This window comes from Streptomyces sp. NPDC087428 (assembly GCF_044744085.1).
Classification (GTDB): domain Bacteria; phylum Actinomycetota; class Actinomycetes; order Streptomycetales; family Streptomycetaceae; genus Streptomyces.
The window spans coordinates 1-14757 of record NZ_JBIUXR010000001.1 but is presented as its reverse complement, the minus strand read 5'-3'; the positions used below and the strand labels follow the sequence as shown (position 1 = coordinate 14757).

Here is a 14757-nt window from a genome sequence, read left to right as displayed (position 1 = left end):
TTGCCCTCCCCGGCCTCTCCGCCCTCCCCGGTCACGTTGGTAGCCAGCGACCTCGACCGCACCCTGATCTACTCGGCGGCCGCCCTCCAGCTCCCGATGCCGGACGCGGAGGCGCCCCGGCTGCTCTGCGTCGAGGTGTACGACCACAAGCCGCTCTCGTACGTCACGGAGACGGCCGCCGCGCTCCTCGTCGAACTGGCCCGTTCCACCGTCTTCGTGCCGGCCACCACCCGTACCCGCGAGCAGTACCACCGCATCCACCTCCCCGGACCCGCGGCCCGGTACGCGATCTGCGCCAACGGCGGACACATCCTCGTGGACGGCGAGTCGGACCCGGACTGGCAGCGGACGGTGACCCGCAGGCTGACCGACGAGTGCGCCTCACTCGCCGAGGTCCGCGCCCACCTCATATCCGCCGCCGACCCCGCCTGGCTGCTCAAGGAACGGGTCGCGGAGGACCTCTTCGCCTACCTCGTCGTCGACCGGGCACTGCTGCCCCCGGACTGGAGGCAGGAGCTGGCCGAGTGGGCGGAGCCGCGTGGCTGGACCGTCTCGCTCCAGGGCCGCAAGATCTACGCCGTACCGAGACCGCTCACCAAGAGCGCCGCGATGCGCGAGGTCGCCCGCCGCACGGGTGCCACGCTCACGCTCGCCGCCGGTGACTCACTCCTGGACGCAGATCTGCTGCTCGCCGCCGACCACGGCTGGCGTCCCGGCCACGGCGAACTCGCCGACGCGCGGTGGAGCGCCCCGCACGTGGTGGCGACCGCCGAGCGGGGCGTGGCCGCGGGCGAGGAGATCCTGCGGAGCCTCCTGCGGACATCGGGCCTGCACCAGGCCGCCTGACGGAACGGAGCCGGCGCGCGGAGGGACCGCGTAGCCCGGCGCGCCGCCGAATCCGCTCGAACCGCGGTGTCCGGCGGCTACAGTCGCCGCGTTCTCGTCTGCCGGGGGAGAACGCGGCCGACGACCAGGGAGTTGTGCGATGACCAAGGGAAACGAAACCAAGATCACGGACGAGCTGTACGCGTACATGCTGGCGCACAACCCGCCGCTGGACGCGGTGCAGCGCGAGCTCGTCGAGACCACGTACGCCCGTCTCCCCGACCACGCGGGCATGCAGTCGGCCGAGGAGCAGGGCCCGCTGCTGGCCTTCCTCGTCCGGCTGACCGGGGCCCGTCACATCGTGGAGGTCGGGACCTTCACCGGCTTCTCCGCCCTGTCGATGGCCCAGGCCCTGCCCGTCGGCGGACGGCTGATCGCCTGCGACGTCTCGGAGGAGTGGACAGCATACGGCCGCGAGGCATGGGAGAAGGCAGGCGTCGCCGACCGGATCGACCTGCGGATCGCCCCCGCCCTCGACACCCTCCGGGCGATGCCGACCGAACCGCACATCGACTTCGCCTACCTCGACGCGGACAAGGGCAACTACATCCCGTACTGGGAGGAACTGGTGCCCCGGATGCGGCAGGGCGGCGTCATCACCACGGACAACGTGCTGTTCCACGGCCGCGTGACCGACGCGCACGCGACCGGGGGAGCGGCGGCCATCAAGGAGTTCAACGACCACGTGTCCGCCGACCCGCGGATGGACAGCGTGCTGCTCACGGTGTCGGACGGCCTGACGCTGTCGCGCAAGCGGTAGCGATAGTCGTAGCGGTAGCGGTAGCGGTAGCAGTGGCGACAGCGACGTCGTTGGGGACAGCGACGGCACGTATCGCGGTGCTGCCGGGTCGCGGTGCGCCGCCGGGGCTGTCGGCGGGGTCAGCCGCAGCAGCCCCCACCGCAGCAACCGCCACCGCCGCCACCGCCTGACGGGGCGGGCGCGGAACCGGCCGCGCCGCCGACGGCGACAGCGGAGAGAAGCTTCACGGTGTCCTCGTGCCCGGCAGGGCAGGAGGCGGGGGCAGAGGACTCGGCCATCGGGCGGCTGAGTTCGAACGTGTCTCCGCAGGAGCGGCAGCGGTACTCGTAACGAGGCATGCCCCCAGGCTATCCGTCAGGACCGCATCACAGTCAGAGACAGAGACAGAGTCAGAGACAGAGAGATGAAGAGACAGGGGGAGGCAGAGGGCCGACGGGAGGGTGGCCCTACTCCTGGCGTCCTCCGGACGGCGGGACGACGACGGGCATCTCCTCGACCTGCCTGCGCCGCCCGAGCCGTGCCTCCTCCGCTGCTTCCTCGGGATGCCGGGCCCGCCAGTACGGGTTGTCGTGGGGGAGCCCGCCGCTGACGCGGCCGTACATCCCGAACATCATCAGCAGCAGCCCGACGACGAAGCTGAACAGCACGTTCTGGATCTGGAAGGCGAGGAAGTTCATCCCGGTGTCCAGCAGCGCGAGGTTCACGAAGCCGCTGAGGATGAACGCGATGCCGATGACCATGTTGAGGGTCGAGGCGAAGTTGCCGCCGATCACCATCCCGATGAACAGCAGCAGCCCGACGCAGATGGACAGCACGCTGAGCGCGCCGTTGGTGCTGAGACCCGCGACGGTGTCACCGCCGGTGTCGAAGAAGCCGATCTTGTCGATCAGCCCGAGAATGCCGAAGGCGAGCAGCACCAGACCCATCAGCCCGGCCCCCACCTGGTAGACGCGGCTGAGCCGGTGATCGACGGGCAGATGCTGATCGAGCCGGCTGGCCCTGCGGTGAGCTGCGGGCCGTCGGGCGGGACGCAGTACGTGGGTGGCCATGAACGGGCCTCCTTCAGCCAGGTACCACCAGGATCGCTCCGCGACGGGCGCGGCGCACGCCGGACGCCCATGGGGGCGCGGGGCACGCCGACGCCTATGGGGCGCGGGGCGGCGAGGGACGGCTCAGGTGCCGGCCCCGCGCTCCTCGCGGATCTCGGAGACCACGCGCGCGGCGGTCTGCCGTACGCCCTCCGTCACGGTCAGGAAGTGCCAGTAGTCGGGATGGCGCCCCTCAAGACCGGTGACGGCCTGGTCGAGCCGGGCCACCGCGTCGTCCAGCGGACGGGCGTGGCGCGGCTCGGGGGTGTTGCGCCCGGCCATGGCGAGCCGCTGGGCGTCCCGGATCGCGAACCGGGTCCGCTGGATCTCCTGCTGCGGGTCCTTGGACACCTCGTTCAGCCGGTGCAGCCGGTCACCGGCTGCGGACACCGCCTCGTCCGTTGCGTTGAGCAGGGCCCGTACCGTGCTCAGCCGGGAGGTCGCATCGGCCCAGCGCTGCTCGCTGCGCGCCTTCGCGGCCTCCTTCAGCTTCTCCTCGGCCCGGCGGACATTGACCGCGGCCTGCTCCGGAACGGGCTGGAGGTCCTGCCAGCAGGCGGCCGAGAACCGTCGCCGCAGCTCGCTGAGCACGGGCTCGACGGACGCGGACCGGGTCGTCAACGCCTGGGCGCGGGTACGCAGCGTCACCAGCCGGCGATCGATCTCGGCGGCCCGCTCGGGCAACTGGGCCGCCTCGGCCCGTACGGCCTCGGCATCGCGCAACACCTGATCGGCACGCTGGAGGGTCTCGGCCACGCCGTGCCGGCCGGCGCCCTGGTTGAGCTTGGTCAGCTCGGGGGCGAGGGCGGCGAGCCGCGCGGCGAGATCGTCCGCCCGCAATCCGGACTCCCGCACCGTGTCGAGAGCATTGCTCGCGGACAGGAGCGCCTGCCGCGCCCGCTCCACAGCGGGCGCGAGCCGCGCGAGCTGGGTCTCCGCGCTGCCGAGCAGCGGCCCGAGACCGGCCGCGAACCGGTCCAGCTCGCCCTTGACCCGTACGAGATCGTTCTTGGCGGAGGACAGCTGGGCCTTGGCCTGGGTGGCGATCGACGGTTCGAGGTCGTCGCGGTCCAGATCGTGTGCGTCGACGGCGGTGATGTAGGCGCTGCTGGCCGCGTCAATGCTTCGCCCCAGCGCGGCGAAGTCGTCGACGGCCTTGCGCGCGGCGGGGGAACTGTCGACCGCGGTGATCGTCTCGATCGAGATCCGCAGATCACGCTGGGCCGTGTCCAGCTCGACGAAGGCCTCGGCGGCAGCGTCCTTCGCGGCCTGCGCCTCGGCACGCTGCCCCTCACCGCGCCCGCCGAACCAGCGCCGCGTGCCGCCACCGGCGAAGGCCGCCGACAGCGCGCCCGCGAGCAGTGGCACCGGCAGCAGCATCAATACGAGAACATCACGGATATCACGGACGCCGCGAACACCGTGGACGTCTTTGACGTCCTTGACGGCGGAACTCGCACCCGCTCTCGCCTGCGGCTTCGCGTGTGTCGCCGTCACATCCCTCTCCCGTGCCGATTCGCCCTGCCCGGTACATTCTCCCACCTGGTAAGGACGAACACACGGCCCGGTTAGTTCGCGCTTCGCACCGTGACTTCGCCGTTGTTGCTCCTGGCCTTCACGACATGGGTGCTGTCGTCGCTGCGCGGCACCTTCACCGACGTGCTCCCGTTGTCGGCCCTGGCGCTCACCGCGTACGAGGTGCCGCCGCTCGGCAGCTCGATGGTGACCTTGCCGTTGTCACTGACCGTGTCCACCAACGTCGGCACAGCAACGAACCCCAGCCGCACCTGCCCGTTGTCCGATTCGGCCTTCACGGACGATCCGGAGATCCCCTCGGCGACGATGCCGCCGTTGTCGCTGTTGAGCTTCAGCGGCCCGCTGGAGTCGCGCACGGTCACCTTGCCGTTGTCGGAGCGCAGGTCGAGCGGGGTGTCGAACCCCGACGCCACGACCTTCCCGTTGTCCCCGCGCACGGTGACCGCCACCCCGCGCGGCACCTTCACCTCATGCCTGGAGGCACAGTCACTGATCAAGGCGTCACACTTCACCTTCAGCGTCAGCGTGCCGTCCTCCATCCCCCAGCGAGGGTCGGGCCCGCTCCCGAACACCACCCACCCGTCGACCTGCCGGGTCACCTCGACCTTCTTCACATCGGCCGGCACGAGTTCCAGCGTCGTATTGGCCGCATCGATGGTCAGCGTCTTCCCACTGAACGCGAACGACTTGTGCTCGACCGATGCGTCGTCGGTGTCCGAACTGCCGCAGCCGCTGAGAACAAGAGCGGCAACCACCGCTCCGCCGGACGCGATGAGTGTGCGGGTGCGGGCGCTGGTACGGAGTGCCACAGTGATCGTTCCCCCAGGTCGTGCGACGGCCGGTTCGCCGCTCAGCGTTCCGGCTCACGGTAGGGGCGCGCCTGCACCCGGGGGAATCGGGACGGCTACCGTATGCGGGGTGGGGATATCCCCCGCCTCCCACACCCCCGCGACGGCCCCGCGCCACCTCGTCCCACCCGGACCGCTGCCGTCGGCAACCGTTTGTGACCAGGGGGCGTAGTCCATGTACGCTGTTGCCTCATCCACGGGTGCGTAGCTCAGGGGTAGAGCGCTGCTCTTACAAAGCAGATGTCGGCAGTTCGAAACTGCCCGCGCCCACCAGTGGTCCAGGCTCCTGACCTGGACTTGAGCCCTCTACGGAGTGCTAAGCAGAGGCCCCCGGCATACCGCCGGGGGCCTCTTGCGTGAGCGATGCGTGAGCGGGCGTGCTAACGATCTTGATTGAACGCGGCAGCGGAACCAGTCTCGCCGCGGCTTCCGCGACTTCCTTGTCGACCTGCGGCAGAAGATTCAGGTACGTGTCCGACGTGATCTGAATGCCCGAGTGCCCGAGCGTCGTCTTGATGTAGTGGAGATCGCCGCCGCCCGCGTGCATCAACGTCGCCGCCCCGTGCCGCAGGTCGTGCAACCGGACCGGCGGCAGCTCGATCTCCTCGAAGAGCTCAGAGAATCGGTCGGTCACGTGGGACGGCCGAAGCCAACTGCCGTCCTCCTGGGTGAAGACCCGGCCGGTGTTCGCCCACCCCGCGCCTGCCTTCTCCTGCTCGGCGGCCTGGCGGGCACGGTGCTCCCGCAGCACCTCGGCCGTGACGCTGTCCAGGGAGATGGTGCGGGCGCCGGCGTCCGTCTTCGGATCGTCCTCGTACACGTCCCAGCCGTTCTGCACGATGGCCTTCGCGACCGTCAACAGCCCGGCGTCCAGGTCGACGTCGGTCCACCGCACACCGCACGCCTCACCGCGGCGCAGGCCCCGGAACGCGACCAGGTGGAACAGCCCGTACAGCCGGTCATCGGACGCGTGCCCCAGGAACTGGCCGATCTGGGAAGGCGTCCAGACCATGACGGGGGACGGCTTCTCCCCGGTCTCCTCCCACCGGGCCACATGCTCGTCGGTCCACAGCACGCCCTTGGGCCGCTTGCCCACGTCGAGCTCCACGTGGGCGGCCGGGTTGAACGTGACGCCGAACCGCTGCTGCGCGATGGCGTCGTTCAGGGCGGCCCGCAGCGTCGCGCGGATCCGTTCCCGGGTCGTCGGCCCTACGGTGTGCCGGAACGGCGGCATGGCCTCGATGGCTTCCTTCATCGCCTTGCGCCTGGCCCGGTGCTCCGCGCCCTTCCACGGCACGGTCGCCAGCTCGTCGACGGCGGCCCGGCGCTGGGCGTTCAGTTCGAGGATCTCCGTGTTCGCGTCGGCGATGGCCTGGAACATCTCGGAGAGGTGAGCCACCCGCAGCCGGTCGAGTCGGTGGTGGCCGATGCGTGGCTTCAGGTGCTTGCGCACGTTGATCTCGTCGCGGCTGATCGCGGTGGGCCGGCCGCGCTTCCCGGACATCCACTCGTCCAGCCAGTCACCGACGGTCGTCTTCGAGCTGAGGGACTGGCCGGTGGAGTACCGCCGGCGCACATCATCGAGCTCGGGCAGGGGCGCCTTCTTGTCCTTGCTGACCGTTTCCAGCAGGTCCCCGATGGCTACCTGCCCGTCGGTGTCGTCGCCGTCCGGGAGGGCGAGCAGGGCGCGGACCTGGTCGAGGGCCTCCTGTGCTTCCTTCGCGGTGCCGTATCCGGATCGGGAGAACGACCGGCGGGTGCCGTCGCCGCGGGCGGGCAGCTCCTGCCGTACCGCGTACACCCCGTGCCGGCGGCTGGACAGCTGCGGGCACGCCTTGCCCAGCGCCTTGCCGTCATCGTCCCGGCAGTAGCAACGGCGGTACGTCGAACCCTTCATGGGCTACCCCTCCTGGAAGCGAGCCGCAGAGTCAATGATGCGGGACGGCTCACCCGTCGCTCCCGGAGACGCCGAGAAGCTCGGCCAGAATTTCCCGTTCCGTTTGGAGAGCTTCGGCTTCGCGATCCAGAGCCATGGCCTGCGCTTGGGCGGTCACTAGCTGGCGTTCAGCTTGGGCTGCTTGCTCGCGGGCGTTATGGAGGGCAGTGGATACCTGCGCGTAGCGCTGCTCAATGCGAACGAGTTGACGCTTGGCGTCCGCCTCTGCGGGCTGCACGGCAGGAGCGTATGCAGCGGCCAGCATGGTCGACACCGTCATGCCGAGAGCTCCCGCGATCACGTCCGCTTCTGACATGCGTAGGGCCCGCTGGCCCGTCTCCAGCTTGGCAATCGTCTGCTGGAACATGTTGCCGCCCAGGGACTTCACGCGCTCAGCCAAGTCTCCTTGGGACAGATTCTGCTTAGCCCTCTGGCGCTTCATCTCGGAGATGAATGCCGCCTCCGCGTCGGGCCACGTAGGGGGCAGCTTCTCAGCGTCCAACGCAATCAACACCTTTCATGTAAGGCACGCTACCCCCAAACGTTGTTCTTGCGCTACACCGCAATGACGGACATACTCGTGGTGTTCAACACCAACAACGTTTGGGGGTTGAGTGGTGTCCATGCTGCTCATTAATGGCGGAAGCGAGTACCTGACCACGGCAGACATCGCCGCCAGGTACCGCACGGCCGCAAGCACCGTCCGCTACTGGCGGCACATCGGCTACGGCCCCAAGGGCATCAAGGTCGGGCGTCGCGTCCTCTACTCGCCGACCGAGATCGAGCGCTTTGAGCGCACCCTCGCGGCCGAGCAGGCCGGGAAGTCCGCGTGACTGTCGGCCTCTCGGTCGCCGAGATCCTCGACCAGCCTGCGCTTGTGCCCCTGTGGCCGACCGTCGGCAAGGCGCTGGCTCAAGCCGAATCCACGACGTATCAGCTGGCCGCAGAGGGGCGACTGCCCTTCGAGGTCATCCGACTCGGCCGACGCCGCTACGTGCGGACCGTCGACCTCCACAAGTTTTTGGGCCTCGTGCCCGGAAACAGCGAAACCGCCGGAGCGGTAACTCCAGCGGTTTCGAGCGAGCACCCCACCTCAACGGCCTGACAGCAGAGAAAGCGAGCGCTCAGTGACCACTCTACAGAACCTCACCGACACCCGACAGGCGACGCCCGGACAGGCGGAACCGGCCATCACCCGGGCCACCGTCACCACCGCGCAGATCATGCACCTGCCCCTCGACCAGGTGCTCACCGGCCTGGGCATCCAGGTCATCGAGTCGTCGATCACCGACGCCAACTTCTACGGCTTCGTCCACATCGGCAACGGGCAGACCACCATCCTCACCTCGCCCGGCCGCGACCAGTTCGTCACCGACTGCATGATCCGCTACCTCATCGCAGAGTCCCTCGGCCTCGACGTCACGCCGCTGCCCAAGCCGTTCGAGGTCGAGTTCACGGACTTCACCGACCGGGTCCAGAAGATGGCGGCCCGCCCGTGACCGAGACGACCACCACCGCGGCGGCCGAGGACACCCTCGGCCGCCCGGCCCCGGGCTGCCTCATCCCCGGCTGTGACGGCCAGTGGCACTACGACGGCACCTGCTCCAGCGAAATCGGCGAACTCGCCTTCGACGACGGTGGCGCGCTCCCCGTCGAATACGTCGCCATCACGGGCCACCAGCCCTACATCGTCGCCTTCGGCTACGAGCACCACACGGTCAACCTGCGCCGCCAGATGACCCACCCCGACCAGGTCCGCGACTTCGCCCAGCAACTACGCGACCTCGCCGCCAGCCTCGACACCGCCGCCGACCACCTCGCCGCCCTGGCCCCTGGAGAAGAGAGCACCGGTTCGTGAACAGCAACACCGAGCCGCTGACGGCCGACCCGCAGATCATGCACAACTGGGTCACCCAGCACTTCGGCGCGACACCGCCCGGCCTCCTGGCCGTGTGCTCCACCAGGAACTACGCCGGGATCCGCACCACCGATGCCAGCAACCTCGTCGAGTGGGCCATGCGCGAGGACCGTGCCGGCGCCGAGGGCATCTACGTCCGGGTCACCACCATCACCCCCGGCTCCGTCACCAAGGGGCGAGGCAAGGCAGCAGACTCCCACGCCCTCATTGACATGTGGTCCGACATCGACTTCGGCAACGCTGGCCACCAGACGGACGGACTTCCCAAGGACGCAGCCGAAGCGGCAGACATTCCCGTCCTCGCCGGTCTGCCCGCCGCCACCGAAACCCACCACAGCGGCGGCGGACTGTACAAGCGGTGGAAGCTCACCACCCCCGCCGTCATCAGCGAGGACATCGACCACGCTGGCGCCGCCCAGCTCGCCGCCGACTGGCAGAACATCCTGCTCCTCGGCGCACAGAAGATGGGCGTCGGATACGGGGCCGGAGTCAAGGACCTGGCGCGGGTACTGCGACTGCCTGGGACCATCAACCGCAAGGCTGGCCGCACCCCGGTCATGTGCCGGGTGCTCGACACCGGCGGGCCCAGCTACACGCTGGAAGAACTCCTCGACCTCGCCGACGCGCTCAAGCCCAAGCCGAAGCCCGCCCCCGTCCGGGCTGCACCCGCACCGCGGCCCGCTGCCGGGCGCAACACTCGCAGCGACGGGCCGGGACCGATTGAGATCCTCGGCAACCATCCGTGCTGCGGCGACATCCTCACCTTCGTCGGCTGCACCTACCACCAGCAGGAGCCCGGCAGCTGCTCGTACTGCGGCGGGGACTGCCAGCAGTGGCTTCGGCCGGGCTGGTCCACGGGCGCCTCCACGACCGGCGTGTCCGTCCACAAGGGCGGCGCCGCCGTGACCGTGCGCACCGACAACTTCCCCGGATTCGACCCCGGCTCACTGAACCAGGTCCTCTCCCCGGGAATGCTGTTCGCCGCCCTGCACCACGGCGGCAACCTGGCCGCCGCAGCCGCCGACATCAGGCACGCAGCCAACGACAACGACCAGGCCACGTCAGCAGCCCGCGCCCTGCCATCCGAAGTGCTGGAAGAAGTACGGGCCACGTCACGGACCGGAAGGGGCCAGCACTTGCGTCCCGTACCCGCCCCCCGCCCGGCACCACCCATCGACGGGGCCAACGCCCTGCAGTACGCGGAGCCCGAAGAGCAGACACAACCCGTCGAAGGCGACGCACCCGCCGCCGAGGTCGGCTTCGACCTGGCGACGGTCTTCAACCTCCCCGGTGTCAAGGCACACAAGAACTACAAGGTCGACAACCGAGGCGTCTTCATGCGGCGCCCGGGCAAGGGTGAAGAGCCCGACACATGGGTCCGCATCACATTCGCACCCATCGTCGTCACCTGCTCCTACGTCGACAGCGACGGCGAACAGCTGGTCGAGCTGGCGTGGACCGAACGCGGCAAGGTCGTCGCCAAGCCCGTACCCCGCGACGTCGCGAAGCGCGGCCGCGAACTCATCAAGTACCTCGGATCCGCCGGCCTGCCCGCCATCGAGGCCGATGCCCGCCCCCTCGAACGATGGCTCGCCGAGTTCGAGGTCGAGAACCTCGGCGTCATCCCGCACGAGACGATGGCCCGCAACCTCGGCTGGCAGCGCGACGGCCAGTTCGTCGCCGCCCCCGACAAGGGCGTCAAGCTCGAAGTGAAGTACGACGAGCAGCGCGTGCCCTCCACTGCCTACGGCACGGCCGGAACCCTCGACGACTGGCGCACCGCGATGGGCCGCCTGGAGAACTACACCGTCCCCAGGATCATCATCGCCGCGTCCCTCGCGGCGCCTCTCCTGAAGCCCCTGGACGTCCGGTCCTTCACCGTCGACATCTCTTCGCGCTCCACCAAGGGCAAGACCACCGCCCTTCAGTGCGGGTGCAGCGTCTGGGCCAACCCGAGCGAAGACGCGCCTGCCATCTCCAACTGGCGCGGCACCGCCTTCGCCATCGAGAAGCGGCTCAACCTCGTGCGAGGCCTGCCCACCTTCCTGGACGAAACCATGTCTGTATCCGACGAGACGATCATCGACTACGTCCTGTACCAGCTGCCGATGAACCAGGGCAAAGACCGCAGTGGCGGGTACGCCGGAGCCCTCCCCTGGGAAACGATCCTGATGTCCACCGGGGAGCGAACGATCCTCTCCTACACCCGGAACCAGGGCGCGGCAGGTAGGGCGCTGTGCACCACCGAGGCGCCGTTCGGAAACAACGGCGGCCCGACAGCGGTCAGCACCCGCGACGCCGTCCTGCAGAACTACGGTCACGCCGGCCCCGCCTTCGTCGAACTGGTCCGCAAAGGGCTGGCACGGGAAGGAGGACGGGAGCGGCTGAGGTTCCGCCACAAGGAACTCACGGAGCAGTTCCGGGGGGACAACGACATGACGGGCCGGCGCGCCCCCATGGTTGCGGCCCTCGCCCTGGCAGAGGCCATGGCCTGCGAGACAGGGATCCTGCCCTATGACCCGCTGCCGGTCGCGACGTGGCAGCGGGTGTTCACCTCCGCCAATGCCACCGACAACCAGGCGGAGATGGCAATGGACGTAGTCCGCGAGTACCTGGCCGCTCACTCCTTCGAGCTGTGGCCGGGCGGCATGGACCAGCGGCCGCCCCTGCGCGGCTGGCTGGGCGCTGTGAAGACGACGGACACTGAGACCCGCATCGCCGTCCTTCCGGAGCGCCTCCGCGGCATCCTCGACGACGCTGGATACAAGCTCGACGCGGTCGTCGACACCTGGGCCGACGCCGGATACCTGGTCTCCGCCGTCGACAAGAAGAAGGTCACGTACCGCATCGTGACGCGGTTCGACGGGCGCACCGCCCGCTGCTTCCAGTTCACGGCGCTCGCACTGGGAGAGGCCAGCGAACAGCAGGTGGTGGCGTGAACTACCACAAATCGGCGCGCGTTACGCCCGGCACCGTAACGCCTGAATCTGCCCCTTTCCGCAGGTCAACCGCCCTACGCAGTAGCGGTGTTACGCGTTACGCAACCTGGCAGGACGTACACCTCCCCTCCGCCGTTCGCATGCGCACGCGTGCGTGCGCGCACCCGCACACACACAAGGGTGCGCCTTATCTAAGTAACTACGTAACAGAAGTAGAAGAGAAGAAGAAAGACCAGGTCAACACCCCTCTTCACCGTTACGCAGCCTGTTACGCAGCCGCTACGCAACGCGTAACGCCCACCCCTTCCAGGCCGCGCCGGACCGAGGTGACCTATGCCTGACACCCTGCAGACCTTCACTCCGCGCCCCTACCAGACCGAGGCGATCCAGGCCCTCAACGCCGGCTGGCAGGGGACCAACAACCGCCTCGGCGTCGTCCTCCCCACCGGCGCAGGCAAGACCGTCGTGTTCTCCAACCTGATCCGCGACCGCCTCACCGCCCTCAACGGACAGCCCGCTCTCGTCATCGCCCACCGCGAGGAACTCCTCGTACAGGCAGCCGACAAGATCAAGGCCGTCTGCCCCGAACTCCGGGTCGGCATCGTCAAGGCGGAGAAGGACGAGCACCACGACCACGACGTCATCGTCGCCAGCATCCAGACACTGGCCGTCAAGCGGCGGCGAGAGGCCATCCGCGACGTCGGCATGATCATCGTCGACGAATGCCACCACGCCGCCGCCAAGTCCTACATGACCGTCCTCGAGCACTTCGGCGCCTGGCGCGGTATCCCCGTCGCAGGCTTCACCGCCACCATGACCCGACAGGGCGGCGGTCTCGCCGACGTCTGGCAAGAAGTCGTCTACACCCTCGACATCCTCGACATGATCAAGGGTGGGTACCTCTGCGACGTCACCGGCAAACGCATCGTTGTCGAAGGGCTCGACCTGGACAAGGTCAAGTCCCGTGCCGGAGACCTGCAAGACGGGCAGCTTGGCCAGGCCCTCGACGACTCCGGTGCCGCTGACGTAGTCGCCGACGCCTACAAGGAGTTCGCCGCCGACCGTCCCGGCGTCGTCTTCACCCCGACGGTCGCCACCGCCCAGACCATGGCCGACGCACTCAACGAAGCAGGCATCACGGCCGCCACGATCTGGGGCGACATGCCGCAGGATGCACGGACCACTGCCCTGAACTGGTACCGCGAAGGCAAGGTCCAGGTCCTTACAAACTGCATGGTCCTTACGGAAGGCTTCGATGCCCCGTGGACCTCCTGCGTGGTCATCGCCAGGCCCACGAAGTCCGCCGGCCTCTACTGCCAGATGGCAGGCCGGGGCCTGCGCCCTCACCCGGGCAAGGAGAAGGCCCTCATCCTCGACGTGATGGGTGCCTCCACCAGGCACAAGCTCGCGTCCATCGTCGACCTCACCGCCAAGGAAGTCGGCGCTCCGAAGGAAGGCCAGTCCCTAGGCGAGGCCTCCGACGAGGCCGACCTCGCAGCGTCGATCGGCGAGGTCGAGTGGGAGGACGTCAACCTGTTCCACGAGTCGCCCGTCCGCTGGCTTCAGACGGACGACGGGCTGTGGTTCATCCCGATGAAGGCCGGCAGCTTCCTCTTTCTCATCCGCGGCGCCGAGCCCGGCACCCACCGGCTGCGCGGTTGGGACCAGACGCAAGGCGTCCTTGCCCCCGACGTGGACCGTGAGTACCCGCTTGATGAGGCGATGCGGTGGCAGGAAGCCCGCGCCCGCCAGCTGGTCCCGCCCGTGTTTTTCGAGAGGGCGGCCCGTCACCGGGACGGGGCGCCGAGCGCGAAACAGCGGGCGTGGTGCCGCTACAAGCGGGTCATCATTCCGGCCGGCAGTACGGCCGGGGAGGTCTCGGACCTGATGGACATCTACGAAGCCAGTCGAGCACTCCGTAGCTACACCCCTGCGGCGCTCGCCGCCTGATCGGAAGGCACACGATGAACATCGCCACCACGGGCGCCGCGGCTGTGGTCGAGACGGCCGCAACTGCCCGCCCGCTCGTCATCGGACTCGACCTCAGCCTCACCTGCACCGGTGTTGCCGGCGAAGGGTGGGCCGACTACATCCGCCCGAAGAGCCTCCGCGGCCACCCCCGCCTCAACCTGATCGTCGACGAGGTCACCTCGTTCATCAAGAAGGCCGACATGGTGGTCATCGAAGGCCCCTCGTTCGGTGGTGGTGTAGCCCACCGGCACGAGGACCTGGCCGGGCTCCGCGTCATGGTCCGCCACGCCTGCTGGCGCCGCTCGATCCCCTACGCCATCATCCCGCCGTCCTGCCGGGCCCTGTACGCGGCGGGGAAGGGCTCGGCGTCCAAGGGTGAGGTGCGGGACGAGATCGCCCGCCGGTACGGCATCGAGCTGGACGGTGTCGCCCGCTACGACATGGCCGACGCCTACGCCCTCCTCGCGATGGGCTTGGACCACCTCGGTGTTCCGCTCGCCGCGGTGCCGGAGAAGAACGCCACGGGCCTGACCGGGTGCCAGTGGCCCGACATGGAAGGACTTGCGGCATGACCACCCACGAAGTGCTGATCCTGGCGGCCGGCCTGTACCTCGGGTTCGTCATCACGGCCGCCGTCCACATGGTGTGGGCGGGTGTCGACGCGGCCCGTGCGGCACGGGCCGGGCAGGCGGCGGCGACCGCGGCCCTGAAGCGGGCGGCCGGCGACCAGTGGCTGACCGCGTTCCAGCTGGACCGGCTGATCCACGGACGGAAGGAGCAGGCGTGAACAAGGACGACGAGGTGTACGCCCTAGACGGTGTTCCGGCCGGCCAGATCATCAGGGGCCCGGCAGTCGTGACCGAGACGGTCACGACC

16 protein-coding genes and 1 tRNA gene are annotated in these 14757 nt (G+C 68.9%); 11 read left to right on the top strand and 6 right to left on the bottom strand.

The genetic code is table 11. The annotated features are described in order from the left end of the window. Positions 1 to 36: 36 nt before the first annotated feature. Positions 37 to 846, top strand: a complete 810-nt coding sequence (locus tag ACIO3R_RS00085; RefSeq protein ID WP_402101769.1) for an HAD family hydrolase — start codon at positions 37 to 39, stop codon at positions 844 to 846. Positions 847 to 985: 139 nt separating this feature from the next. Continuing rightward, positions 986 to 1645 carry an O-methyltransferase gene (locus tag ACIO3R_RS00080; RefSeq protein ID WP_385028091.1) on the top strand — a complete coding sequence of 220 codons (660 nt, stop codon included), beginning with the start codon at positions 986 to 988 and terminating at the stop codon, positions 1643 to 1645. A gap of 119 nt (positions 1646 to 1764) precedes the next feature. Here ACIO3R_RS00080 and ACIO3R_RS00075 read toward each other — a convergent pair whose 3' ends face one another. From ACIO3R_RS00075 to ACIO3R_RS00060, 4 genes are all read right to left on the bottom strand, one after another. Beyond that, positions 1765 to 1983: a zinc ribbon domain-containing protein gene (locus tag ACIO3R_RS00075; protein ID WP_306090845.1), complete on the bottom strand. Its 219-nt coding sequence runs from the start codon at positions 1981 to 1983 to the stop codon at positions 1765 to 1767. A 108-nt stretch (positions 1984 to 2091) separates the two neighbouring features. Beyond that, on the bottom strand, positions 2092 to 2694 hold the full coding sequence (locus tag ACIO3R_RS00070; RefSeq protein ID WP_402101766.1) for a DUF4383 domain-containing protein: 603 nt from the start codon (positions 2692 to 2694) through the stop codon (positions 2092 to 2094). A 123-nt stretch (positions 2695 to 2817) separates the two neighbouring features. Continuing rightward, positions 2818 to 4230, bottom strand: coding sequence for a hypothetical protein (locus ACIO3R_RS00065; protein WP_402101763.1), 1413 nt, complete (start codon positions 4228 to 4230; stop codon positions 2818 to 2820). Between the two features lie 71 nt (positions 4231 to 4301). Then, positions 4302 to 5078 (bottom strand): hypothetical protein, encoded by a 777-nt coding sequence (locus tag ACIO3R_RS00060; RefSeq protein WP_402101761.1) that lies wholly within the window; start codon positions 5076 to 5078, stop codon positions 4302 to 4304. A gap of 237 nt (positions 5079 to 5315) precedes the next feature. On the opposite strand from ACIO3R_RS00060, the gene ACIO3R_RS00055 reads away from it, so the two are divergent. Beyond that, positions 5316 to 5390, top strand: a tRNA-Val gene (locus ACIO3R_RS00055). A 43-nt stretch (positions 5391 to 5433) separates the two neighbouring features. On the opposite strand, the gene ACIO3R_RS00050 is transcribed toward ACIO3R_RS00055, so the two are convergent. Further along, complete coding sequence (locus ACIO3R_RS00050) at positions 5434 to 7014, bottom strand: site-specific integrase (protein ID WP_402101759.1); 1581 nt, start codon at positions 7012 to 7014, stop codon at positions 5434 to 5436. Positions 7015 to 7063: 49 nt separating this feature from the next. Next, positions 7064 to 7555 (bottom strand): helix-turn-helix transcriptional regulator, encoded by a 492-nt coding sequence (locus ACIO3R_RS00045; protein WP_402101757.1) that lies wholly within the window; start codon positions 7553 to 7555, stop codon positions 7064 to 7066. A 121-nt stretch (positions 7556 to 7676) separates the two neighbouring features. On the opposite strand from ACIO3R_RS00045, the gene ACIO3R_RS00040 reads away from it, so the two are divergent. The 8 genes from ACIO3R_RS00040 to ACIO3R_RS00005 all read left to right on the top strand — a co-directional run bounded on the left by ACIO3R_RS00040 (position 7677) and on the right by ACIO3R_RS00005 (position 14668). Further along, the gene (locus tag ACIO3R_RS00040; RefSeq protein ID WP_402101755.1) at positions 7677 to 7886 is read left to right on the top strand and encodes a helix-turn-helix transcriptional regulator; all 210 of its coding nucleotides are present in this window, start codon (positions 7677 to 7679) and stop codon (positions 7884 to 7886) included. Then, positions 7883 to 8158: a DNA-binding protein gene (locus ACIO3R_RS00035; protein WP_402101753.1), complete on the top strand. Its 276-nt coding sequence runs from the start codon at positions 7883 to 7885 to the stop codon at positions 8156 to 8158. Before ACIO3R_RS00040 ends, ACIO3R_RS00035 begins: the two co-directional genes overlap by 4 nt. 22 nt (positions 8159 to 8180) lie before the next feature. Beyond that, positions 8181 to 8552: a hypothetical protein gene (locus tag ACIO3R_RS00030; protein ID WP_402101750.1), complete on the top strand. Its 372-nt coding sequence runs from the start codon at positions 8181 to 8183 to the stop codon at positions 8550 to 8552. Continuing rightward, on the top strand, positions 8549 to 8911 hold the full coding sequence (locus ACIO3R_RS00025; RefSeq protein WP_402101748.1) for a hypothetical protein: 363 nt from the start codon (positions 8549 to 8551) through the stop codon (positions 8909 to 8911). Before ACIO3R_RS00030 ends, ACIO3R_RS00025 begins: the two co-directional genes overlap by 4 nt. Further along, positions 8908 to 11910 carry a DUF927 domain-containing protein gene (locus tag ACIO3R_RS00020; protein ID WP_402101746.1) on the top strand — a complete coding sequence of 1001 codons (3003 nt, stop codon included), beginning with the start codon at positions 8908 to 8910 and terminating at the stop codon, positions 11908 to 11910. Before ACIO3R_RS00025 ends, ACIO3R_RS00020 begins: the two co-directional genes overlap by 4 nt. Positions 11911 to 12243: 333 nt before the next feature. Continuing rightward, on the top strand, positions 12244 to 13860 hold the full coding sequence (locus tag ACIO3R_RS00015) for a DEAD/DEAH box helicase (RefSeq protein WP_402101744.1): 1617 nt from the start codon (positions 12244 to 12246) through the stop codon (positions 13858 to 13860). 14 nt (positions 13861 to 13874) lie between these two features. Continuing rightward, positions 13875 to 14453: a hypothetical protein gene (locus tag ACIO3R_RS00010; protein ID WP_402101742.1), complete on the top strand. Its 579-nt coding sequence runs from the start codon at positions 13875 to 13877 to the stop codon at positions 14451 to 14453. Further along, positions 14450 to 14668, top strand: a complete 219-nt coding sequence (locus ACIO3R_RS00005; protein ID WP_402101740.1) for a hypothetical protein — start codon at positions 14450 to 14452, stop codon at positions 14666 to 14668. The genes ACIO3R_RS00010 and ACIO3R_RS00005 overlap by 4 nt, the downstream gene beginning before the upstream one ends. Positions 14669 to 14757: the final 89 nt, after the last annotated feature.

Excerpts from the sequence above, each read along its gene's own strand:
- ACIO3R_RS00040 (WP_402101755.1), top strand. The coding sequence starts at position 7,677 with ATGCTGCTCATTAATGGCGGAAGCGAGTACCTGACCACGGCAGACATC.
- ACIO3R_RS00075 (WP_306090845.1), bottom strand. The coding sequence starts at position 1,983 with ATGCCTCGTTACGAGTACCGCTGCCGCTCCTGCGGAGACACGTTCGAA.
- ACIO3R_RS00080 (WP_385028091.1), top strand. The coding sequence starts at position 986 with ATGACCAAGGGAAACGAAACCAAGATCACGGACGAGCTGTACGCGTAC.
- ACIO3R_RS00005 (WP_402101740.1), top strand. The coding sequence starts at position 14,450 with ATGACCACCCACGAAGTGCTGATCCTGGCGGCCGGCCTGTACCTCGGG.
- ACIO3R_RS00070 (WP_402101766.1), bottom strand. The coding sequence starts at position 2,694 with ATGGCCACCCACGTACTGCGTCCCGCCCGACGGCCCGCAGCTCACCGC.
- ACIO3R_RS00015 (WP_402101744.1), top strand. The coding sequence starts at position 12,244 with ATGCCTGACACCCTGCAGACCTTCACTCCGCGCCCCTACCAGACCGAG.
- ACIO3R_RS00050 (WP_402101759.1), bottom strand. The coding sequence starts at position 7,014 with ATGAAGGGTTCGACGTACCGCCGTTGCTACTGCCGGGACGATGACGGC.
- ACIO3R_RS00010 (WP_402101742.1), top strand. The coding sequence starts at position 13,875 with ATGAACATCGCCACCACGGGCGCCGCGGCTGTGGTCGAGACGGCCGCA.